Origin of the sequence: Streptococcus marmotae (assembly GCF_001623565.1) — a bacterium.
GTDB lineage: Bacteria > Bacillota > Bacilli > Lactobacillales > Streptococcaceae > Streptococcus > Streptococcus marmotae.
The window spans coordinates 1137501-1159830 of the sequence record NZ_CP015196.1 but is presented as its reverse complement, the minus strand read 5'-3'; the positions used below and the strand labels follow the sequence as shown (position 1 = coordinate 1159830).

23 protein-coding genes and 2 pseudogenes (1 of these 25 running past the window's edge) are annotated in these 22330 nt (G+C 40.0%); 7 read left to right on the top strand and 18 right to left on the bottom strand.

From position 1 onward, the window contains the following. Positions 1-186: 186 nt before the first annotated feature. The 4 genes from A4H00_RS05995 to A4H00_RS05980 are packed head-to-tail and all read right to left on the bottom strand — an operon-like array spanning position 187 to position 2391. The gene (locus A4H00_RS05995) at positions 187-555 is read right to left on the bottom strand and encodes a helix-hairpin-helix domain-containing protein (RefSeq protein WP_067088157.1); all 369 of its coding nucleotides are present in this window, start codon (positions 553-555) and stop codon (positions 187-189) included. 29 nt (positions 556-584) lie between these two features. Further along, the gene (locus tag A4H00_RS05990; protein ID WP_067088155.1) at positions 585-839 is read right to left on the bottom strand and encodes a DUF1912 family protein; all 255 of its coding nucleotides are present in this window, start codon (positions 837-839) and stop codon (positions 585-587) included. Continuing rightward, positions 836-2161 (bottom strand): DUF438 domain-containing protein, encoded by a 1326-nt coding sequence (locus tag A4H00_RS05985; protein WP_067088153.1) that lies wholly within the window; start codon positions 2159-2161, stop codon positions 836-838. Before A4H00_RS05985 ends, A4H00_RS05990 begins: the two co-directional genes overlap by 4 nt. Next, complete coding sequence (locus A4H00_RS05980; RefSeq protein WP_067091519.1) at positions 2158-2391, bottom strand: DUF1858 domain-containing protein; 234 nt, start codon at positions 2389-2391, stop codon at positions 2158-2160. The genes A4H00_RS05985 and A4H00_RS05980 overlap by 4 nt, the downstream gene beginning before the upstream one ends. 200 nt (positions 2392-2591) lie before the next feature. On the opposite strand from A4H00_RS05980, the gene A4H00_RS05975 reads away from it, so the two are divergent. Continuing rightward, entirely contained in the window at positions 2592-3962 is a 1371-nt protein-coding gene (locus A4H00_RS05975) for an amino acid permease (protein WP_067088151.1), read from the top strand. Between the two features lie 36 nt (positions 3963-3998). Here A4H00_RS05975 and A4H00_RS05970 read toward each other — a convergent pair whose 3' ends face one another. The 6 genes from A4H00_RS05970 to A4H00_RS05945 form a co-directional block, all read right to left on the bottom strand. Further along, complete coding sequence (locus A4H00_RS05970; protein WP_067088149.1) at positions 3999-5006, bottom strand: aldose epimerase family protein; 1008 nt, start codon at positions 5004-5006, stop codon at positions 3999-4001. Positions 5007-5342: 336 nt separating this feature from the next. Beyond that, on the bottom strand, positions 5343-5750 hold the full coding sequence (locus A4H00_RS05965; RefSeq protein ID WP_067088147.1) for a PTS sugar transporter subunit IIA: 408 nt from the start codon (positions 5748-5750) through the stop codon (positions 5343-5345). Positions 5751-5760: 10 nt separating this feature from the next. Further along, positions 5761-6579 (bottom strand): PTS system mannose/fructose/sorbose family transporter subunit IID, encoded by an 819-nt coding sequence (locus A4H00_RS05960; protein WP_067088145.1) that lies wholly within the window; start codon positions 6577-6579, stop codon positions 5761-5763. After that, positions 6566-7477, bottom strand: coding sequence for a PTS mannose/fructose/sorbose/N-acetylgalactosamine transporter subunit IIC (locus A4H00_RS05955; protein ID WP_067088143.1), 912 nt, complete (start codon positions 7475-7477; stop codon positions 6566-6568). Before A4H00_RS05955 ends, A4H00_RS05960 begins: the two co-directional genes overlap by 14 nt. An 83-nt stretch (positions 7478-7560) precedes the next feature. Next, a complete protein-coding gene (locus A4H00_RS05950) occupies positions 7561-8046 on the bottom strand; it encodes a PTS sugar transporter subunit IIB (RefSeq protein WP_067088141.1) in 486 nt (161 codons plus the stop codon). A gap of 21 nt (positions 8047-8067) precedes the next feature. Next, the gene (locus A4H00_RS05945; protein ID WP_067088139.1) at positions 8068-9843 is read right to left on the bottom strand and encodes a glycoside hydrolase family 35 protein; all 1776 of its coding nucleotides are present in this window, start codon (positions 9841-9843) and stop codon (positions 8068-8070) included. A 146-nt stretch (positions 9844-9989) separates the two neighbouring features. On the opposite strand from A4H00_RS05945, the gene A4H00_RS05940 reads away from it, so the two are divergent. Beyond that, positions 9990-10700: a GntR family transcriptional regulator gene (locus A4H00_RS05940; RefSeq protein WP_067088137.1), complete on the top strand. Its 711-nt coding sequence runs from the start codon at positions 9990-9992 to the stop codon at positions 10698-10700. Between the two features lie 98 nt (positions 10701-10798). On the opposite strand, the gene A4H00_RS05935 is transcribed toward A4H00_RS05940, so the two are convergent. From A4H00_RS05935 to A4H00_RS05905, 7 genes are all read right to left on the bottom strand, one after another. Then, the gene (locus A4H00_RS05935; protein WP_067088135.1) at positions 10799-11530 is read right to left on the bottom strand and encodes a GntR family transcriptional regulator; all 732 of its coding nucleotides are present in this window, start codon (positions 11528-11530) and stop codon (positions 10799-10801) included. 94 nt (positions 11531-11624) lie between these two features. After that, positions 11625-12095, bottom strand: a complete 471-nt coding sequence (locus tag A4H00_RS05930; protein ID WP_067088134.1) for a DUF2798 domain-containing protein — start codon at positions 12093-12095, stop codon at positions 11625-11627. 211 nt (positions 12096-12306) lie between these two features. Further along, positions 12307-13662, bottom strand: a complete 1356-nt coding sequence (locus A4H00_RS05925; RefSeq protein WP_067088133.1) for a sensor histidine kinase — start codon at positions 13660-13662, stop codon at positions 12307-12309. Beyond that, the gene (locus tag A4H00_RS05920) at positions 13641-14309 is read right to left on the bottom strand and encodes a response regulator transcription factor (RefSeq protein ID WP_067088131.1); all 669 of its coding nucleotides are present in this window, start codon (positions 14307-14309) and stop codon (positions 13641-13643) included. The genes A4H00_RS05925 and A4H00_RS05920 overlap by 22 nt, the downstream gene beginning before the upstream one ends. 1 nt (position 14310) lies before the next feature. Beyond that, a complete protein-coding gene (locus tag A4H00_RS05915) occupies positions 14311-15042 on the bottom strand; it encodes an ABC-2 family transporter permease (protein WP_067088129.1) in 732 nt (243 codons plus the stop codon). Continuing rightward, positions 15035-15790: a lantibiotic immunity ABC transporter MutE/EpiE family permease subunit gene (locus A4H00_RS05910; RefSeq protein WP_067088128.1), complete on the bottom strand. Its 756-nt coding sequence runs from the start codon at positions 15788-15790 to the stop codon at positions 15035-15037. The genes A4H00_RS05915 and A4H00_RS05910 overlap by 8 nt, the downstream gene beginning before the upstream one ends. Beyond that, positions 15787-16491 (bottom strand): lantibiotic protection ABC transporter ATP-binding subunit, encoded by a 705-nt coding sequence (locus tag A4H00_RS05905; RefSeq protein ID WP_067088126.1) that lies wholly within the window; start codon positions 16489-16491, stop codon positions 15787-15789. The genes A4H00_RS05910 and A4H00_RS05905 overlap by 4 nt, the downstream gene beginning before the upstream one ends. 791 nt (positions 16492-17282) lie before the next feature. Between A4H00_RS05905 and A4H00_RS05900 the strand changes: the two are divergent. Continuing rightward, a pseudogene (locus A4H00_RS05900) lies at positions 17283-18246 on the top strand (IS30 family transposase). A 105-nt stretch (positions 18247-18351) separates the two neighbouring features. Here the strand turns inward: A4H00_RS05900 and rlmD are convergent. Then, positions 18352-19725 (bottom strand): 23S rRNA (uracil(1939)-C(5))-methyltransferase RlmD, encoded by a 1374-nt coding sequence (rlmD, locus tag A4H00_RS05895; protein WP_067088124.1) that lies wholly within the window; start codon positions 19723-19725, stop codon positions 18352-18354. Positions 19726-19762: 37 nt separating this feature from the next. On the opposite strand from rlmD, the gene recX reads away from it, so the two are divergent. From recX to A4H00_RS05875, 4 genes and pseudogenes are all read left to right on the top strand, one after another. Next, positions 19763-20539 carry a recombination regulator RecX gene (gene recX / locus A4H00_RS05890; protein ID WP_067088123.1) on the top strand — a complete coding sequence of 259 codons (777 nt, stop codon included), beginning with the start codon at positions 19763-19765 and terminating at the stop codon, positions 20537-20539. A 118-nt stretch (positions 20540-20657) separates the two neighbouring features. After that, positions 20658-21191, top strand: a complete 534-nt coding sequence (ntdP, locus tag A4H00_RS05885) for a nucleoside tri-diphosphate phosphatase (protein ID WP_067088121.1) — start codon at positions 20658-20660, stop codon at positions 21189-21191. 59 nt (positions 21192-21250) lie between these two features. Continuing rightward, positions 21251-21565, top strand: a complete 315-nt coding sequence (locus tag A4H00_RS05880; protein ID WP_067088119.1) for a DUF960 domain-containing protein — start codon at positions 21251-21253, stop codon at positions 21563-21565. Positions 21566-21726: 161 nt separating this feature from the next. Beyond that, positions 21727-22330 (top strand): annotated as a pseudogene (locus A4H00_RS05875) (transposase); its annotated part runs 25 nt beyond the window's last position; the annotation flags it as partial.

Sequence of the window (22330 nt, the reverse complement as noted above, 5' to 3'; positions counted from 1 at the left end):
GATTAGCGTAACCAAAAGAGCTATCAAAACAAGATGAAAGAGATTCCGACAGATTGCGTAGAAGACGAGAGTTTTAGAAGAGCGAAATTCTTTTGCATCCCGATCAAACAATACCCCTATCAGCAACTCACCAATCAACTCTGCAAGCCAACTCATCCCTTAGCCCTCTCTTACTTCAAACCAGTCTTAATCCTTTAAAGCAATCCCTTTTTCTTTCAATTGCTTAATCGTTGCTGCACCAATTCCTTTTAAAGCTAGCAAATCTTTTTCTGTCCATGTTGCAAAATCAGCCACACTCTGAATGCCTGCTTGGTAGAATGTTTCCAAACGACTAGCAGGAATAGCCTCAAGTTCTGGCAGTGCTTGGAAATCCTCTAAACTTGTCGTCGCCTGCTCCTTGATTTCTGCAACAGCTTCCTTAACTTGCTCAACAGCCTTATCAACTACTGTTTCAGCTACATCAACAACTTGTTCCAAACGCTCACGACCTGCTTTTTTCAATTTTGCCCATTCACGTTTTAATTGTTTTTTACGGTTTACTTTTTTCTTTGCCATTTTTCTCCTAATCTCCTTTTATCTTATCCTTAATAACTTCGTTTGCCAAACAGTTCATCCGGTAAATCATGGAATCCTTTGCCCGCAGCATAGTTGGCGAATTTTCCCTGAATAAAGCGATAGGCATCTACCTTGCTTTCATAGCGAATGTAGGCATCCGCTGCACGCTCATCCTTGTCTTCTTCCAAGACGCGGCGGCTTTCTTCCATAGCCATTTCATTGATCATCACTTGAGTATTGACCCAAGCCTCGAATTCTTTTAGAAATTCCTGTTCATAACTCATTCGTCAATCTCCCTATACACATCTGTTTCAATTGCCCGATAGGGCGCAATATCTTGAACATATTCCAAGACTCCTTGAAATTCACCAGTAGCATTACGTACAGCTTTGTAGGTCACATGAACAAATTGACCACGGGATTCAGAGTTGAACCACATTTCAAATTTGTCCTTACGCCCCTCACGCAAGGCGGTGAAAATCGCCCGTACCTTTGGTAATAATTTAGGCGGGTGGCACAGCTCTACATTCCGTCCAACCTGACTTGGCGTGCGTTTGAAAATCATCTCCTCGCTCGGTACCGCATCATTATAATACTGGAAAATATCATCCTTATTCACAAAGGTAATTTCCATGGGCAAATGATTCAATATCAAGTTCGCCTGTTCAACAGACAAATAGCCATTTCCAAAGGCCTGTGTTTCTTGTTCTGATTGCTTTTTAGGCGTAAAGGAAATGCTTAATTCTCCATCAGGTGTATCAATCCTATGATGAATCACCTGCTCAGTCCCTACGACTTCTGAAACAGCTTCTTCTTTTCTCTCTGAGGTAAAGTGTTGTCTTTCTGGTGTCCATTTCTCCTTGGGACGAATAATCGCATAGCCAAATGTATCACTTTCTCCTGCAATTTGTAGCCAATCATCTTGCGTAAAGCATTCGAGCAGAATCAGCAATAAGATTGATTCTTCCTTGAAAATCATACTTTCAAATTCGACTGCAAAAGCTTCAAAACTCTCTTGTAAAGCCTCAATTCCTTGCTCTTCTAATTGCTGACTGTCCTTTTGTACAAGCGCAAACAAGTCCCGAATTTGATCATCCACTCCCCACATCACCTTGGGTGGTGAATCATGTCCGTATTTCTCCATCAAGGGAAAGAACAATTCTTCCTTGCGCCGATAATGGTTGTCAAACTGCCCTAACAAGACTAGTTGACGCTGCAAGCCTTTGATGATTTCCGTGCGAATGGCCGAATCTTCTGCCTGCTCATAACTCTCTAACAAACGGCGAATCCGGATTAGAGCTGCTCGTAAGGCTAAGTTTTCATCTTTAAAAACACGTACCGGATGACCTGCCTGATCAGCATCTGCCACCTCTACATTCTGAATCGCTTGTTTAAATAGATTGGCATGGACATCACACAAGGCCATGACATCTTCAAAGGTCACTCCCGAATCAGAATTCATCAATTCATGCTCCATAAGCGAAATTTCAATGGCAGATACCCCAGCAAAGGCTTGATTAAATCGCTCTTGAACACTATCTGGACTCGCCCCTTGGTGCAAATCCAGTAAAATATCCTTTAAGATCTGAATGCGTTCGTCTGTCATGCTTGTCCTCCAATGACATCATAGCCATTCCACTCTAAAGTTGACTGGATATAGGTCAAATCAATCCCTTTCATCTTAGCTCCTTGCTTGAGCGACACCGTTTTTCCAAGTGTCTGACGCATCAAAGGATTTGCTAGCGGAGTAAAACCAAGTTCAACTAAAATCTCAAGTACCTCAGGATGTTCTTCAATGACTTGAGCCACAGGAATGGAAAGATCAATCGTATTCATGTTTCCACCTTTATTCATTTTTCCCCCATTATAGCATATTCCAATGGGAAAAGGGAGAAAAATAGGGAAGTTTTACAGTAAAAAACGCTTTCTTCTGACAACATTTTAGGTAAACGTTTTACTTAATGTCCCATAGCTTACAATAAGCACAATTTATGATAAAATTCATACCATACAATGACGTTAAGGAGAGACAAACTATGAGTGAGAAATCGCACCAGACACCGAATAAGATGGACAGGAGCCTTCAAAATCGACACGTCCAAATCATGGCCATCGCAGGCACAATTGGAACCGGATTATTCCTTGGAGCAGGCCGCTCTATCAGTTTGACAGGTCCTTCTATCCTCTTTATTTATATGATAACAGGCGGCTTTATGTATCTCATGATGCGAGCGATTGGAGAGATGCTCTATCGTGATCCAGACCAGCATACCTTTATTAATTTTATTACCCATTACCTTGGAAAAGGGTGGGGATATTTTGCCGGCTGGTCCTACTGGCTATCTGTTGTATTTATTGGCATGGCAGAAATTACTGCTGTCGCTGAGTATGTTCAATTCTGGTTTCCAACTTGGCCCTCTTGGATCATTCAACTAGTCTTTTTGTTACTATTAAGCCTTGTCAATTTAATTGCGGTACGTATCTTTGGGGAAGTCGAATTTTGGTTTGCAATGATTAAAATCATCGCTATCCTAGCCCTCATTGCTACTGCTATTTTCATGGTTTTAACTGGGTTCAAAACACCATTCGGCATTGCTAGTCTAAGCAATATCAGCGAAGGATTTACTCTTTTTCCAAATGGGACTCTAAACTTTATCGTTGCCTTTCAAATGGTCTTTTTTGCCTATCTCATGATGGAATTCATCGGTGTAACAACAGCTGAAACAGAAAATCCCCGTCAAGTTCTTCCAAAAGCTATCAAGGAAATCCCTTTACGCATTGTCTTTTTTTACGGAGGAGCTTTGCTTGCGATTATGGCAATCATCCCTTGGGGAAACTTAGCAACTGCTGGTTCTCCTTTTGTAACTGTGTTTGAATTAGCCGGTATCAAATGGGCTGCTGGATTGATTAATTTTGTGGTTTTGACTTCTGCAGCATCTGCCCTCAATTCAACGTTGTATTCAACAGGACGTCATCTCTATCAGATTGCTCATGATTCGCCTAACAGCTTCTTGAAACGACTAAACATTCATACCCTCTCTCGGCAAAATGTTCCACAAAATGCCATTATTGCCTCGGCAATTGTCATTGCTTTTGCCGCTGCTATCAGTGTCTTACCAGGAGTATCTGACGCCTTTACCCTCATTACAGCCTCTTCTTCTGGGGTCTATATCGCTATTTATATCCTCGTCATGCTCGCCCATCTCAACTACCGAAAATCAACAGATTTTCTCGCAGACGGTTACTTAATGCCCGCCTATCGTATCCTGAATCCCCTTACGATTACTTTCTTCCTTTTTGTCTTTGCAACCTTGTTCCTCCAAGAAGCAACCATTTGGGGAGCAATCGGATCAACAATTTGGATTATCGTATTTGGTGGATATAGTCAGTATAAATTTAAACAATAAAACACAGGAACTACTTCCTGTGTTTTATTGTCTACTTCACTCCCACGTAAATTTATAAATCGTCTTATGCTGGAATAGTTGATCTTTCTCTAATAAGATTGGACCAAAATCAGCTAGATTACAAGCATTGGGTAGCCCTTGACATTCCAAACTAAAGGCACCATGAAAGACTGCCATATCCTGACTTGGAAAATTATAGGTATAAATCACAACTGCTGGTTGATTGGTTGTAACCGTCAAACGAATACGCTGATCTGGACTAATCACCTCAACTGGCTCTGCTACCTGATTCAAGACCCAAGGATGATCATAACCTTTAACCAATTGATTTTGCGGATGTTCCAAGGTAAATCCTTGGGCAAACGTTCCTCCAAGTCGGAAATCAAATGGTGTCCCCTCAACAGGCTCTAATCTTCCAAGAGGCAGATTATCCTCTCCTAGTGGCGCATAGGTTTCGGCTGCAATGCGAATCTGGTGGTCAGCCACATCTTGCCGAACATCTCCGGTTAGATTAAAGTAGACATGATTAGTCGGATTAAAAATCGTATCCTTGTCTGATTGAGCTTTATAGCTAATCTCAAGTGCATTCTCCTCGGTCAAGCGATAGCAGGCCTTGACCCGCACATTCCCCGGAAAGCCATTGAAACCATCGGCCAGCTCGATTGAAAAACAAACAGCATTAGCCACTTCATCAAGTTCCACATCCCAATACTGTTCATTAGCCGTATTCACACCACCATGCAAAGTTCGACCTGGTTCATTTTCTGTAAAGTGATAGATCCTTCCTTTAATCTCTGCCTGTGCCTTTGAAATGCGACCTGCAACTGGTACAATCGTCGCTCCAGGATAGGGATCTTTTGTCTTATATTCTTCATCTGAAGAAGCAGATAGGCTGATATTGCGTAAGCTACCATCTTCTTCAACAGGAAGCAAAATTTCCACAATCCGTGCTCCAAAATTCGTCACAGTCACCTGCATTCCTCTTGCGTTGACCAAACAATATTTTTTAGCTTTCTCACTTCCAAATGGACAAATTTCAATCATCGTTTCTCCTTTACTCTTATTTTTTATTATACACCAATTCATACTCAATTAAAATCAAAATCAGCACTTTGGGATACTTTCTTAAATAGTGCGCTCGCAAGCAATCTTGATCCCAGGGTCTCAAAAATGCCGTGACTAGCAACTACTTTGCTATTGCTAGCCTTTCCACTATTTCGAATGTACCCTTTAGATCACTTCGTTTAATCCATTTTCTTAAAGAATAAATATTTATAAGATGAAATAGCTATTTTTTGATTTTCATTGAGCATCAGCAAAAACAAGAAAAAATCAAAGAGGACCCGCTTCATTACGGGTCACCCTTTGGATACTTAAAGACTATTCATCATCGTCGTCATCTAACATGCCTTTTAATACATCATTCACATATTGGACGTATTCTGACGTGCTTTCATCATAGCGTGATGTCGTACCAAGAAGAGCATCGTTGATAAAACGAATGACCATTGGCATATTCATTCCTGCGTATAGCTCAATCGTGCGTCCCTCTAAAATGAGTTTACTAACTACGTTACAAGGTGTCCCACCGAGCAAGTCTGCAAAGACAACGAAATCGTCTAATCCTTCAATCGTATCTAAAAATTTTGCCTGAAATTCTTCTGGACCTTCTGCAGGGAGCAAAGATACAGTATGAATATTGTCCTGTGGACCCATAATCATTTCGGTACTTTGCTTCAAGCCCTCGCAAAATTGTCCATGGCTTACTAATACTAAATGTTTACTCATAGAGGATACCTTACATCATTCCAAATGCGAAGTGACCTAGAGCTGATAGAGTAAGTGCTGCTGCAATAATCAACAAGATTGCTTTTGTAGAAGTCATACCTTTACGACCTAGCAACCAGAAGATAGCACCTGTAATCACTGCTGGTACCAAGCGTGGGAAGATTTGGTTGATCATGTCTTGAATCATGATTGCCTTGTCACCGATATGTGGTGTCCAAGTCACATCAACGTTAATCATGGTTGCAATCATCGCACCAAGCATGAAGACCCCAAGAACAGAAGCTGCATCAACAAGGGCAGTCAATTTGCTGCGCATTGTTGTGACAAGAGTTGTCCCTTCTTTATACGCGAACTCCAACTGTTTCCAACGGAAGATATCATAGACAACTGCTACAGCAATCCACATGGCAATACCGATAGGAGAGTTAGCTTTTGCTTGAGTCGCTGCAATAGATCCCATAATCGCCGGAACAAGAGAACCAAAGATTGAGTCTCCGATAGGAGCAAATGGTCCCATCAAGCCAGTTTTCACACCGTTTACCGCATCTTTAGAAGCAACACCCTCATTTTCTTCCAAGGCAAGGTCAATCCCTGCGATAATCGTATGGAAGAATGGTGATGTATTAAAGAATTGGGTATGCAATTGCATCATTTCTTTTAGCTCAGGAGTGCCATCTCCGTACATTTTACGAAGTTGTGGCAAAAGCATATAGAGATAACCTGAACCCTGCATCCGTTCATAGTTCCAACCAAGTTGGTAGGTGAACATGCTACGTTTGTTAATTTGATTAAAATCTTCTTTAGTCAGTTTGTAATTAGATTTCATCATCTTCAATTTCCCCACTTTCTGCATTAGTCGGAGCTGCAACGACAGTCACATTTTGGCCATTCTTATAATGAAGAACTGCAAGACCGATACCGATTACGGCGATTGCAACCATTGGTAAACCTTTATCAAATGCTGATGATGAGAAGCCGATTGCTGCTTCTGCTGATTCATTGTAAGCACCTGCAAGTGTGCCAACAGCACCACTAAGAGTTTGAAGACCACCAAATACAGTTGTCATCATGGCAGTAATCGCAAATCCCATACCAAGGTAGTGAAGATTGCGTTTAAGTGGAAGGTAGTGAAGCAAGATTGCAAATCCGAGACCTGGAAGCATACGAGCTGCAAGAGTCAAACCAGCTGCAACCCATTTTACACTATCAATAGCTGTAACCATGGTTTGAACGAAATCACCACCAAAAGCTAGAGCAAGGAAGACAGGAACTGCACGGGAAGCTGCCCAAGGAATCGCACCTAGAAGATAGTTGCGCTCAATTCCTTTGTAGTCAAAGCGTTCAACTGCAGCGTCCACACGGTGAGCAAAGTAAGTAGTTGAGAAACGACCGAGAATATCGGCATAAGTAAGGAGCGCTGCTACTGGTACCGCAATTGTTGAGATTGCAAGCTCAGCCTCAATCCCTTGCGCTACTGAGAAGGCAGTTGCCAAGACCGCACCAGATGTCGCATCAATACGAGATGCACCACCGAAAGTACCAACACCAAGCACTACCAATTGAAGTGAACCACCGATAAACAAACCAGTCTTCAAATCTCCCATAATAAGACCAGTAATGAATCCTGCAAATACAGGTGAACCAGCAGATGATACGATGGTCAACTCATCACAGATTTGATAAGCTGAGTACAAGGTAAGTAAAAGAATTTGCCACCATTGAATCATGATGTAACCTCCTAAAAATTTTTTATAATTGTTTCATGCCCTCATTCCGAAGTCGAAACAAAGACAAATGTAACCGAATAATCTTATCTCACCTTCGCAAGCAATGGTAAGAAGTCTTTTGCAGTGTCACCTGGCACCATTTGATGAATCAATTTCACGCCTTTGGCATTCAAGCCATCAAAGACCTTGATATCCTCATCTACCACGTTTACTGAACGAGTGACAGAACGTGTTTCAGGTGTTTGAGACATATTTCCGACATTTAATTCTGGAATTGTCACGCCCTGTTCGACCAAGCCCAAGATTGGAGCTGGACGTTTTGCCACGATAAAGAGACGTTGGGAATCATATTTTCCTGCTAAGATATTTGCTGCAGCTTTCTCAACCGGTAAAATAGACAATTTCACTCCTGCTGGACAAGCTAGTTTTAAACCAGATTTTTCAATGTCATTGTTGACAACATCATTGTCTACTACCATAATCCGTGAAATATTTAATTTTGTAGTCCAAAGATTGGCTACTTGTCCATGGATCAACCGACCATCAATACGAACTCCTATAATTGCCATAGTATACTCTCCTTTTGCATTTTATAATATATCTTTATAGATTGGTTCTGATGAGAAACGAAGATTCTCTCTATATGTGCCCTCTGTTTCAAAGACAATAATGTTATTTTCTCCTTTCTTTAAGTATCCTTTTGGTATATAGAGGGAAAGGATTGGTCCTCGTTCCCAGAAACGACCTATATTTTGTTGATTTACAAAGACAACACCTTTTCCAAAACCAGTCATATCAAGATAGGTATCTTGAGGCTGTTCCACATGGATCTGATAGCGATAGAAGGCTGGCTGATTTTCTTGCCATGCTTTGGTAAAATCTAGCTCCTGAATCCTATCAAGTGGCAGTGGATACATTTCCCACCGACCAATAAAGTGTAAATCTGCCATAACCCCACGACCTAGTCCTTTTCGTTGCGTCGGTGCGGTCAACTTATGACCATAATTCACGCGCCCCATATTTTCGACTAAAATCGTCAAGTCTGTTTCTTTTGCTAGCTGATTCAAGAAGATATCCTCACCGATTTCTTCCTGATATTGTGTCGCAACTTTCTCACCTGCTAGAAATACCTGCACGCGATCCCTAGCATCAATAATTCTCAAGCGTTCTGCTTCTACCTTATCTTTCTCAATCCGCGTGCGATAACACGTATAACCAACATTCTGACCAAGTTCTTCCATTGATTTGGGGTAGAAGGCTTCTTGGCGATCGCTTACATTTTCAAGAACAGAAAATAAGCTCACCTTATCATTTAAGGATACCGTTGGGTACTCCTTCGCTTCTTTGACCAATGGCTCTGCATAATCAAGTTGCGGATAGCTTTTTTTCATCAGCTCTTGTAATTTATAAAACTTCTTAGTTGGATTTCCTGCTTCATCTAAAATCGCATCATAATCATAAGAAGTGACTTGTGGTAAATCCACCTGACCTCTGGCCGAACAGCCATTCATAAAGCCAAAATTGGTGCCACCATGGAACATATAGAGATTGATACTTCCTCGTTCAATGGTCTCCATGACAGCTACAGCTAGCTCATCTGGATCTCTGCGAATAACTTCGTCACCCCAACGATTGAACCAGCCATCCCAGAATTCCATACACATGAGCGGCCACTTCTTGCCATGTTCATCAAAGAAGGCTTGTAGTTGGTCAAAATTCTCAGCTGCCTTAGAACCAAAATTCCCAGTCACCAAGATATCATCTTCGATTAACGTTCCAGTTCGTAAGGTTGCCCTCCATGGACCATCTGAGGTGAAGAAAGGTGCTGTTAAGCCGTACTTTCTCATCAATTCTGCGATTGCTCTCAGGTAGGCTTTTTCTTCTCCATAGGAACCATATTCATTTTCCACTTGGAACATCAAGATGTTGCCACCTTGCGATAATTGGTGCTTAGCTAGTATTGGCAATAAGAAAGCGTAATAGTCTTCTACATGCCTCAAATAGCTTGGATCACTTGACCGTACACGCACCTGCTCCGCTAATAGCCAGGCTGGTAAACCACCCCACTCCCATTCTGCACAAATGTAAGGTGAGGGGCGAACAATGGCATATAGACCAAGTTCCTGCGCTATGCTTAAAAAGCGTTCGATGTCCACTATTCCCTCTGTAGTGAAAGCCCCTTTTTGTGGTTCATGTAAATTCCACGGAACATAGGTTTCTACTGTATTAAAGCCTAGTGCTTTCAAATTGTACAGGGAATGATACCAATCATCTGGATGTACCCGAAAATAATGAATCGCTCCAGATAAAATCTTAAACGGTTGATTATTTAGGTAAAAGTCTTCTTTAACTTGAAAAGTATCCACAATACCCTCCTTGTAACCGTTTTCTTATCTTTATCAATATATTAACACAAATGTGTGGTTATGTCCAGTTGTTTTTTTGAAAAAAGTTTCTTTTTTTGAAAAAATTTAGTATAATAAATAGAAAATACTAACAGAAAGGAATCATCATGAAAATCCCTAAGTACCAACAGGTGCAAAATGACTTGCGTCAACAAATCATCTCAGGAAAATTTGAAAACGGAGATAAGTTTTATACTGAAACAGAATTAACCAAACTCTATAATGTCAGCTCAATCACTGTTATCCGAGCCGTTACCGAGCTCGTAAAAGACGGCTATCTCGTCCGCCAGCAGGGAAAAGGCACCTTTGTTTCTCGTTCGCGAAAAGGGAAACTGGTCGAATTTTCTGATGTAGAGATCTTTCCGCTTGAGCAGGATAGCGTATCGGTACTCTCTTGTGAAAAGGGGAATGACCCACGCATCTTAGAGAAATTGCATCTTGATAAAAATGATTACTACTATAAAATTATCCGAGTCCGATCTGCCGACGGTGTTCCTTACATCTATCATCAATCCTATATCCCAACTCGTTACATTCAAGAGCCAGAAGCACCCTTAGAGCATTTCCGCTCTATCTATCAACGCTTCAAATTGGACTTTAATCTTCACATGTCAGAAGAACTTTATTCTGAAACAAACGAAGTAGCCTTCCCAACTCCATCAGAAGTAGCTAAACATCTAAAACTCCAGCCCAATGAACCAAGTATTCTTCAAATTCGGACCACTAAAAGAAATGGAAGTGAGGAAGTACTGGAATATATTGAAACCTACAAGCATTGGAAGTTCTTTAAATTTGAAATTGTTGCGAATAAACATTAAAACGGAGCCTGTTTCGGCTCCGTTTTACAGTTCTTTTATACTATTGACAATTGTGAGAGATGCTTTCCCAACAATTTTTCAAGATGAGTTGACAAGTACTATTCTCCACGTGTATGGCTAATCTTATAGCGAAATTGGTCAGCACGCGCAATACTAAACGTATATTCAATGATACGATTTTTATCATTATAGGTCTTACGAATCAAATGCAGCACTGCATCACCATTTTGAATGCCGAGTAGGCGGGCCTCATTTTCTAAGGCTATACTAGCATAAAATTCCTCTTCCGCAAGGCGAATAATTTGCCCAAAATCTTCCGCAAAAATTTCATACAAGGGTCTTGATTGCAATTTTTTTTCCGACAAAGAATCAAAAATCAAAGCAGGTACATAAGTCCGCTCCAGCATCATTGGAATACCGTCCGCCAACCGCAAACGCTCCAATTCAAAGATTGGCTCACCAAGTGCGACCTGCAGACGCTGAGCTAAATAATCGGTTGCCTGAATGCGCTGGAAAGATAAAATCTTCGTTTTCGGAACACGACCGACACGTCGCATCTGATCTGTAAAGCTGTAAGCCGTAGATAAGTCAACCGCCGGGCTACTTACTTCTGAAACAAAGGTTCCTTTCCCATGAACTTTGTAAACCATGCCACGTTTCTCTAATTCTTGCAAGGCTAACCGAACTGTAATCCGACTGACTCCATAGACATGAGTCAATTCTCTCTCAGAAAGTAGTTTCTCATTTGCCTCCATCGTCTCACGAATTTTTGCTTCAAGTATCTCAACAAGCTGAAGGTAAAGAGGCTTTGTTCCAGATATCTCAGCCATGTCATCTTCTCCTTTATTGGTCATAACCACCTTAAGTATAGGGCATTTCCCTAGTAAATGCAAGCTAAAAGAGCCCCCCACTTCAAAAAATTCCCTAGGCTCCCTCTGGCCGTGACGCAACAAGAAACATCATCTGCCTGAATAGCAAACGTGCGAGTGGACCTGCTACCAAGAAATTTAACGGTAGCGCCATAACTGCATTGCTCAACCAAGCCTTACCATAAAGAGCAAAACTTAAAGGAACTCCATTTATGACAAGTCCATAAAAGGACATGAACGACACCATAAAAAGGCCAATTGTCCCTGAAATGATAAGGATTTTCTGCCAATCCTTGACAGGAGCGGGCAGCTTGCCCAATAAGCTAAAGGCAATTTTTTTCGCAACTGGTCCTACAACTAGCATATCTAGGGCAAAAGCAACAAGAAAAGCGGGGCCAAACCCCATCACAAGGGAACTCCATGACAGTTTCCCAACCAAAAACAGATTCCAACAGCTCATTCCAAAAACCATCAAACCACACATCAAGGTGGTAAACAAGAATGCTTCCTTAAAATTTTTCGGCATTTTTATCTCCTTTATATTACTAAAGGACTATTCTATCATATTTGAAAATTTCATGTAAGAATTTTTCAAAAGAAAACGTTTTATATTTGCTAACTCGCCGTTTTAATTTAACATTGGCATTCGATAAGGAAAGACAACGACGTCATACATGAAATCTGAAAGACAGTCAAATAAAAAAGGAAGCCCGATAGGTACTTGCTTCCTTAAAAAACTAAGCTTTCATTTCTTTTTGAAACACCATTTTCACTTCTGCACCTCTAGGAGCATCTACACGATTACTCAAATACAGCTTGCCATTATTTGCGGTGACAATCTTATTGACAATAGATAAGCCCAAACCGTGTTTACTAGCCACCTCGCTGGTCTTACTGGAAATAAATTTTTTGGTCAAAACAGGCAATAGAGCTCGATCAAATCCGCTTCCTTCATCTCTGACCAGAATGGAAAACTCATTTCTGCTATCACAAAAGGATACCGAAATGCAACTTCCCTTGTCTGAATGTTCCATAGCATTCGTTAGGAGATTTTGTAAAGCAACCGCAATTGCCTCCTTATCCAATTGAACTAGACTCTTCTCTCTTTGAAGAATGCTTAATTCAACACCATTGGCACGGCACATACTAGATAAGAGAGCAATCCAATAATCCAAAACTTCTGCGCGCACCTCTTCCTTCTTATTTTCAATCAAATAGGAGAAATGTTTCAACTTTTCAATATAGCTTTCTAGGCGCTCCATGCCATTAACAATATCAGACACACGCTCGCTAGAAAGGTCAGGATAGTCTTCCTGCAATAGTTCGATATTCCCTCTAATCAAGGTAATTGGAGTGCGAATATCGTGGGTAACAGCTTCAATCATCTCTTTTTGCCGCATCTGCATATCCCACTGCGCACTCAAGGTCTCCTTTAAATCACGAGACAGAATATCTAGCGACTGTAGCACTCCATCAATCTCTTCATACTGAGAAAAGGAACGTTCATAATCTAACTCCATATTCTTGATATGATCATTATCTTCGGAAATCTTCCGAATTTCCTTTTTTAAAATGCCTGAAGAGCGGATAATCATGCCGGCAAATCCTAATAACCAAACAGCGAAAAAAGTCGTCAGATACACGACTTCAAAATTCTTGCAGAATCGATACATTTTTTCAGAAGTTGGTATGACACTAATCGTATAGCTGAGAACTAGTTCTTTCTGATTTACTTGATAGAACTTAAAAACGCGGGAGCCAATAATCTCATCTCCTATAACCTGTCCATCTTTCCTGGCTTTGATAACCTGATCATCAAATCTTTTCTCTATGGTATTTTTTAGAACTTCTCCATTCTCTACGTAGAGTATATCATAATAAAAAGGGACTTCTGTCGGTGTCCAATCAGGATCTTGAAAGGCTGTTCCAATCTTGCTTGAGACCCTATCTGCATGATTAGCGGGATAAATCCAGCCCCTATTGATGAGAAAATTCAAGCTAAGAAAAAAGGACACAATAACCAACAGGGTATACAGCAATTCTAAGATAGCATACTTGCTGATTAAATACGTCAAACTCTTTGTATTTCCCATTTGTAGCCCACTCCCCAAATTGTTTTAATTGGATTGATTTGTCCCTCTTCAAATTTACTGCGAATCAACTTTATCCTCTCTGTAATAGTCGTTGTACTATCACCACTTGCATCATATCCATAGACACTTGTGTAGATTCTCTCCTTGGAAAATACTTGTGACTTATTGTTCAACAATAATATGCAAATTTCATATTCGCTACTGGTTAAAGGAATTTCAAGATTGTCTACATAGATTCGTCTCGAGAGCAAATCACAAGATACTGGGTAATCAACCAGTCTTGTATGCTTTTCTCGTCGTTCCCTCCGCAAATGCGCTGCAACTCTTGCTCTGATTTCTTTCAGAGAAAACGGTTTGGTTATATAATCATCCGCTCCTAGGGCAAAGCCCTCAACCTTGTCTTGTTCAAAATCTTTTGCCGTTAATAAGAGAACTGGGACATCAATAAGCGAGCGGTATTTCTCTAAAAAATCAAAACCACTCATTCCAGGCATCATCACATCTAGAATCATCAAATCATATCTATTTAATTGGTTCGGCTCAAGTTTTCGAGCATCATCAAGAGTCTCCACCTGATATTCTTTTTCAAAGGTCTGTCTTAACAACTTCAACAAATCCACATCGTCGTCTATGATTAGCAGCTTCATTTTATTCCTCCAATTTGACCGTGCCATCCCATTTATTATACCAAAAAGAAAATAGGAAAAGACTAATGAACATAAAAAAGATTGAAAAAACGCCAAACATCATCAATTCCTCTAAGCTAAGTGTCTGCTTCGCATAACTAAATACTAATTTAATCGGATAAACATAGGGAAAGAAATACCAAATATTCTGCCCTAACTCCGTTGTCCCGAGTAATAAACTTGCTAGGGTAAAGAAAGCCCCCAGTCCGATACTGCCTGAATACTGGAATTTCAAGCTCAGAAATTGATAAGTAGGAATTATGCTCATTAGCGTAATAAGACACAGCGCTAGTAAACATAGAAAATCAAAGATGTGCACAGTGATTCCTGTAAATAGTAGAAACATAAGAAAAGGAAGTACCGCTAATAATTCAATCACAGCTAGCAGCAAGGCGATAAATAAAAAACGAGCTATAAAGAGTATTGTCCTAGATATGCCAGAGCGCAATTCATTGCCATAGCGACCTGCTTGTTGATCAATTTCGTACAACATCGGAACAAAAAAGCTAATCGAAAAAGAAGCAACGATAGCATACCCCTCAAAGAAAGCATCAACTTCATGGCCTTTGATGGCTGGTGAACTAGACATATAGGCAATACAGACGAGAGCAAACACTAACGGACAGAGCCAGATGATTATTCTTACGGGTGTTCGCTTAGTTCTCTGCCAGTACGATTGGAGCATCCTAAGCATGACTGAACCTCCTTTCTATGACTACTGTCAACAAGATAGTAAGAAGAAAAACCAGTAAGCTCAGAACCAATCCCAGATAAGTCGCCTCTAAATGCAACAAGGGAGAGCCTGTTTCCAGAAAGGTTCCATTTGGATGTACGCCAACCACTGGGCTCAATATTCGCAAATTGTAGCACCAAGGAAAGAAAAACCATTTGCTAGTCGGTGCAATCAGCGCAGCTGGAAAGGTACAGATAAAATTGATGAGAATAACTGGTATCTTTTTCTGGATCACTTTCATTAACAAAAATGATAGAGCAACAATCGGTAAACTCCCTATAAAGAGACATAGCGTTGCTAACGCAAGCATACTAAGAAAGATAACTTCATGAAACATGAGTCTTCCAACAGCATAGACTGCAAGGGAGGACAAAACAAAAATCAGTAGGAGTTCAGCAATGACCATCAGTTGCTTAGATAGCAACAGCCCTACCATACTCACATTTTGCCTACGGTACAGATCAAGATGCTCTGTTTTTTCTTTCCCAATGATATTGACCACTAAAAGACTCAATACAATCGGTAAAATGAGAATAGGGTACCAATTAAAAGACGTAGCCATTAGATAACTTTTCCCAGCTGGACTTTCCCCCATAAGACTGACCATGAGCACATTAAAAACAACAAAAACAATGGGTACAAGATAGACTAGTTGGGCATTCGCAGCTCTCCTTTCTTTTATCCATTCGGTTTTTAGGTATCGCATCATTGTGACACTCCTTCTCGTTTGATTATCTCCATAAACAAGTTCTCCAATTCAGCTTGGCTAGTACTATTTTCTCCCTCATAGCTGACATGCCCTTGATTGATAATGCCAATTTTATCTGCTACCTGCTGAACCTCACTTAAAATATGACTTGATAAAATGATGGTCATCCCCTCCTGCGAAAGACTACGAATCAGTTCTCTCAGCTCCTGAATACCAAGAGGATCTAGACCATTTGTCGGCTCATCCAAAATCAACAAAGAAGGATGATTCAACAAGGCCATAGCAATTCCAAGCCGTTGCTTCATCCCTAAGGAAAATTCCTTAACCAATTTCTTACCTGTCTGACTCAAAGAAACAATCATGAGTACCTCATTGATTCTAGCCTTTTCTATCTGCAATAAGGTAGCTAACACTTCTAAATTTTCATAAGCAGTCAGGTTAGGATAAATAGCTGGATGTTCAATAATCGCACCTATCCGCCGTAGATCACTGACCTCTAAGGGGTGATTTTCAAATAGAATCTCACCTGAAGTTTTTGGAATCGTCCTTGTAATCAATTTTAAGAGGGTTGACTTCCCAGCACCATTCGGGCCTAATAGACCATAAACTGTCCCTTTTTCCACCTGAATGGAAACTTGATTAAGCACTAGCTGATTGTGATATTGTTTTGTCAACCCCTTGATTTCTAAAAGAATGGTCATATTGTACCTCCTCATCTTTTTACACTTCCAGTATAAAAAAGAATCCTAACCAAATTATAACGCAATCAATAATAGTCAATCTTTTTGAATCTAAACGTGATAAGCAAGTATTTGGCAACTTATTTTTTATAACATGTCAAACAGGTGTCTTGCCAGTTTTTGATGCGACGTCTAGCCCCTAAAGAGAGCACGACTTAATAAGACACTTCTACTTTAACATAAAGAAAAAGTAGTGAGTACTCTCTCTCGTCGGAGCTTTCTTCACTACTACTCTTAGTATGTTTGGTATTTTGGAATACTTAGCTTGATATATTGCATCACTCAATTCTCTAGTCTCATCGTTACCAGTTGTTTCCCCTGACGATGTAGATTATTTAAGGTTTTCTGGATCTTATTAAGTTCTTTCCTCAAACTGTCATCTACTTACTCTAATCAAACAAACCTTAAAAAATCATCTATTGTATCAGAGTTAGCACTATACAGCTTTAGATTTTTTGATTTATAGAATTCAACAGAGATTAACTGACCCGTCTCCTGTAAAGTACAGGAAATTGGGTGCATAAAAAATGTTTTTCTATTGCCTCATTATTGGAGTGCAGTGCTAGGATATTCGTTTTCTTTTAATGTACTATCTTTCAGTATGATGGTAATTCTAAAAAACGAATGAAAACTCCACTCAAGCCAAAAAATAACGAAAGTTCTAAAATGAAGTTAGCCAGTCAAGGGCATTAAAAAACATCTCAGAAAGATATAATTGTAATCACCACAACAACAATTAGAAAGATTCTGAGATGCAAAACTATTATACACCAAAAAGAAGACATTTGACACTAGCTGAGCGTAGAATGATTGAGCGTTGGCTTCAAGAAGGGTTCTCAAATCGTGAAATCGCTAGAAGATTAGAAAAAGCTCCTCAAACTATTCACAACGAAGTCAAACGTGGTCAGGTTAGACAACAAGTGCGTAAAGGAAAATTTGAAATAATCTACTCAGCTGACTTCGCTCAAGAAGCCTATCAAAACAATCGTAAACATTCTGTGAAGCAGGCTTCCCTAACCAAGGGACTCAAAGAAAAGATTCTTCACTACATCAAACAGAAATACTCTCCTGAGATGATGGTAAAAGCAAAAGGGATACCTGTCTCCGTCTCCACCATTTACTACTGGATTCATCATGGACACTTAGGATTGACCAAGGATGACATGCTTTATCCTCGAAAAGAGAAAACGAAGAAAAAGCAAGCGAGTCCCAACTTTAAGCCGGCTGGAAAATCGATTGAGGAACGGCCAAAAAGCATTAATCAGCGTGAGAATGTTGGTGATGTTGAAATTGATACGGTTATTCAAACACGGGCAAAAAACGAGTGTCTGTTGACTCTAACTGATAGAAAGAGTCGTTATCAAATCATCCGACTTATTCCCGCTTATTCCCGATAAGTCCGCGTCTTCAGTCAATCAAGCTCTGAAAATGATCCTCAGAGAGTATCAAATTAACTCAATCACAGCTGATAACGGGCCTGAATTCAGTCGCTTGGCAGATGTTTTTGATCCTGAGAACATTTATTATGCCCATCCTTATTCCTCTTGGGAGAGAGGAACTAATGAGAATCATAATAGACTCATCCGGCGTTGGTTGCCTAAGGGAAGCAAAACTGCGACGCAGCAACAAGTCGCATTTATTGAAAACTGGATTAATAACTATCCAAAGAAGATATTGGGTTACAAATCTCCTAGAGAATTTTTACAGACTGGCTAACTTGAACTTGAAATTTAGCAAGCCAAAAAATAAATCTAACATATCATCTTTACGTAAATCTTCAAAACTAATGTCTAACTAAAAATATAATAGTGGAGAATCTGCTTAAAATACAGGTTTTTCAGCATCCCTTTTTTGTAGCTTCACCACACACTCGGTCCTTGCGGTATGGGGAAACATATCAACTGACTGAATATAGTCTACTTGATAGACCTTTGCCAACTGAACCAAATCACGTGCCAAGGTTGATACATTGCAGGATACATAGACCATTTTTTCTGGTTGATAACGCACAATGGTTTCAAGTAATCGCTCATCTAATCCTGTCCTCGGCGGATCGACAATGAGGGCATCAGCCCGATACCCTTCCTTGTACCAACGTGGAATAATCTCCTCCGCAAATCCTGCTTCATAATGGGTATTATCCAATCCTAGCACTGCCGCATTGCGTTTCGCATCCTCAATGGCTTCTGGAATAATATCCATTCCACGCAAACTCTTCACCTTTTTTGCAAAGGCAAAGCCAATCGTTCCTACACCACAATAGGCATCAATCAACTGCTCATGCCCTTGAATATCTAGTGCCTTAACAGCTTCCCCATACAGAATTTCTGTCTGCTCTGGATTCAACTGGTAAAAAGCACGCGGAGAAAGGGAAAATATATAATCCAAGACAGACTCACGAATAGCCTCCTGACCCCAAATAATTTCTGTCTTATCGCCATAAATCTCACTGGACTTCTTGGTGTGCCAATTGACTGCTACCGTCACAATTTTTGGAAATTCCTCTACAAGTTCTTTTACTAATCGAGTTAAGTTAACTTGACTAGAGATCACAAAAATCAACTGAATCTCACCAGTCTCCCGAGCTCGTCTTACCATGACCGTCCGAATGCCACCACTCCTACGCTCATCATAAATCGGAATCCGGTGCTTGGTTAATAAAATCGTCACGTGATTGATTACAGCCTGTGTCACCTGATCTTGTACCAAACAATCCTGAATGGCAATCAAGCGATGAGAATGCTCCGCATACAAGCCAGCCTGTACTTTCCCTTTAATCGGACGCACTTGAAACTGTAATTTAGCACGATAATATTTCGGCTCTTTCATCCCAATTGTCGGCCGAATCTCATACCCTTCAAAACCAGCTGGTTGAAATTTCTTCAGTGCTTGTTGCAACAAATCTGTTTTAAAGTCCAACTGACGATCATATCGCAAATGCATGATTTGACAGCCACCACATGCCTCATATAAAGGGCATTCTGGCTCTACTCGAAACTTGGAAGGACGATTGACCTTGAGCAACCGAGCCTCGACAAAATTTCGTTTGACAGCCGTCACCTGACAATAGACTTCCTCACCCTTTAAAGCTCCAGGAACAAAAACCAAGGTCCTCTGATAAAAACCAATTCCTTCGCCATTGATCCCCATTCGCTTAATCTTTAGGGCAAACCGTTGTTTTACTTGTATTCTCATGATACTATTTTACCTAAATTTCGTGTATAATGAAAGAATGAAAATTACAAAACTTGAAAAGAAAAAGCGACTCTATCTCCTCGAACTAGATAAGGAACAGCAACTCTACATTACAGAAGATACCATTGTTCGTTTCATGCTCAGCAAAGACAAGGACATCACACCAGCAGAACTGATTGAAATTCAAACCTTTGCCCAGCTATCCTACGGAAAAAATCTTGCACTCTACTATCTCTCTTTCAAACAACGTACCCGCAAGGAAGTCCAACTCTATTTGGAGAAATACGAGCTTGAACCAAGTATTATTCCTAAAATTCTTGACAACCTTGAGGCTGACAATTGGATTAATGACTCAAAATATGTTGAAACCTTTCTATACCAAAACCAATTATCCGGCGACAAGGGACCACACGTTCTCAAGCAAAAACTGTCTCAAAAAGGTATTGCTCTTTCACTCATTGAAGAAGAACTCCAAAAGATGGATTTTACAGCAATTGCAGAGCGTGTTGCCCAAAAGGTATGCAGAACATATTCCAGCAAACTCCCTCATAAAGCTTTGCAGGATAAGTTAATCCAATCGTTGATGACAAAAGGATTTACCTATACACAAGCGAAGGCTGCTCAACGCTCTCTCGAATTGACATCCGATGAAGAACTAGAAGAAGAACTCCTTCAAAAAGAACTTGAGAAACAATACCGCAAATATAGTCGCAAATACGACGGTTATGAATTGAAACAACGCTTAATACAAGCTCTCATGCGCAAAGGTTACGATTACCAGCAACTAAAAAGTGCCTTACGCGAATTTCTCTGACAAATAAGCCTTCAATTTCCGAACAAAGAACAAGAGCCAGTAAAAATTTTTCCTATTCCTTAAAAGTTATGATATAATAATGGAGATTAAACTTAAATTGTAGAAAGTTGGTAACCAAGTGAAATTACCAAAAGAAGGCGACTTTATTACAATTCAGAGTTATAAACATGATGGTTTATTGCACCGCACCTGGCGCGATACCATGGTACTAAAAACAACAGAAAATGCTATTATCGGTGTAAACAATCATACCTTGGTCACCGAAAATGATGGCAGACGTTGGGTCACTAGAGAACCCGCCATTGTCTATTTTCATAAGAAATATTGGTTTAACATCATTGCCATGATCCGTGAAAACGGTGTTTCCTATTACTGCAATCTAGCAAGTCCTTTCGTTCTTGACAACGAAGCCCTCAAATACATTGACTACGACCTTGATGTCAAAGTCTTTGTCGATGGGGAAAAACGCTTATTAGATGTTGATGAATACGAACGTCACCGTAGACAGATGAAGTATCCAGCTGACATTGACTTCATTCTCAAAGAAAACGTCAAAATCCTCGTAGACTGGATCAATAACAAACGCGGCCCCTTCTCTCAAGCCTATGTCAATATTTGGTACAAACGATATTTAGAACTACGAAATCGTTAAAGTTGCATGCAGAAAAACCTGATTTTCAGGCTTTTTTCTTACAAATAAGAGGAATAATTATGGCATTTACAAATACTACCGGCAGATATGCTAGCTTCAGCACTGTCACCTCACTACCAGGAAACGTCATAGATAGCATTTGGTATATCATTGACAACTACCTAAAACACGTTATCCCCTTGAAATCCATTATCCGATTTCAACTCACAAATAACAAAGGAAAAATAACTATCACCTTTTCACAAGAGCATTATCAAAATGCTATCTCCATTGACTTACAGATTCCATATGACCCACTCTATCCACGAAAATTACTTGTAATTGATAAAAAAGGCCAGGAAACAATTGTCTTACCAGATGAATTACATTTTTAAATCAAATACAAACCGATTCTTACTCAAACTAAGAATCGGTTTTGCATCTTTAAACAAGTATAGAAAAAATTCAAGTCACACTCATTTAACATCAAACTCTGAAAAGAGCCAATTTCTGAGCTCAGGCTGAAACAGTCTATTCCCAGACCGTTTCACTCCTACATGCCAAAATAGTACTTGATCGCTTCCACGTTGTACAACACCTCAGTCGTGCTATGAACCGTGTCCGCATACAAATCATGAATCAATTCGACAGAAAATCCCAGAAATACTGTGTCTTAAAACGCTACTGGAAACCTCGCTTTTTTATTTCTGAGCTCGGGCTAAATCAGTCCACTGGACTGATTTACTCCAACAGGACAGTCGTAAACTCAGTGACAAGCGGTTTTACCGCCCGACCTTTCGCATGCATTTGATCAATAAGGAAATCTTAGACAAGCTCCTATCCTACTCAGATGAGTTACGACAACATTATGAACTCTATCAACTTCTTTTATTCCATTTCCAAGAGAAAACTCAGATCATTTCTTTGACCTAATTGAACAAGAAATAGCCACTGTTAACCCTATTTTCCAGACGGTATTTATGACGTTTCTAAAGGATAAGGACAAGATTTTAAACGCCTTGGAATTACCTTATTCCAACGCTAAATTGGAAGCTACCAACAATCTTATCAAAGTCATTAAACGAAATGCCTTTGGATTTCGGAAGATGAAAACTTCAAAAAGCGGATTTTGATTGCGTCAACATCAAAAAAGAGAAGAC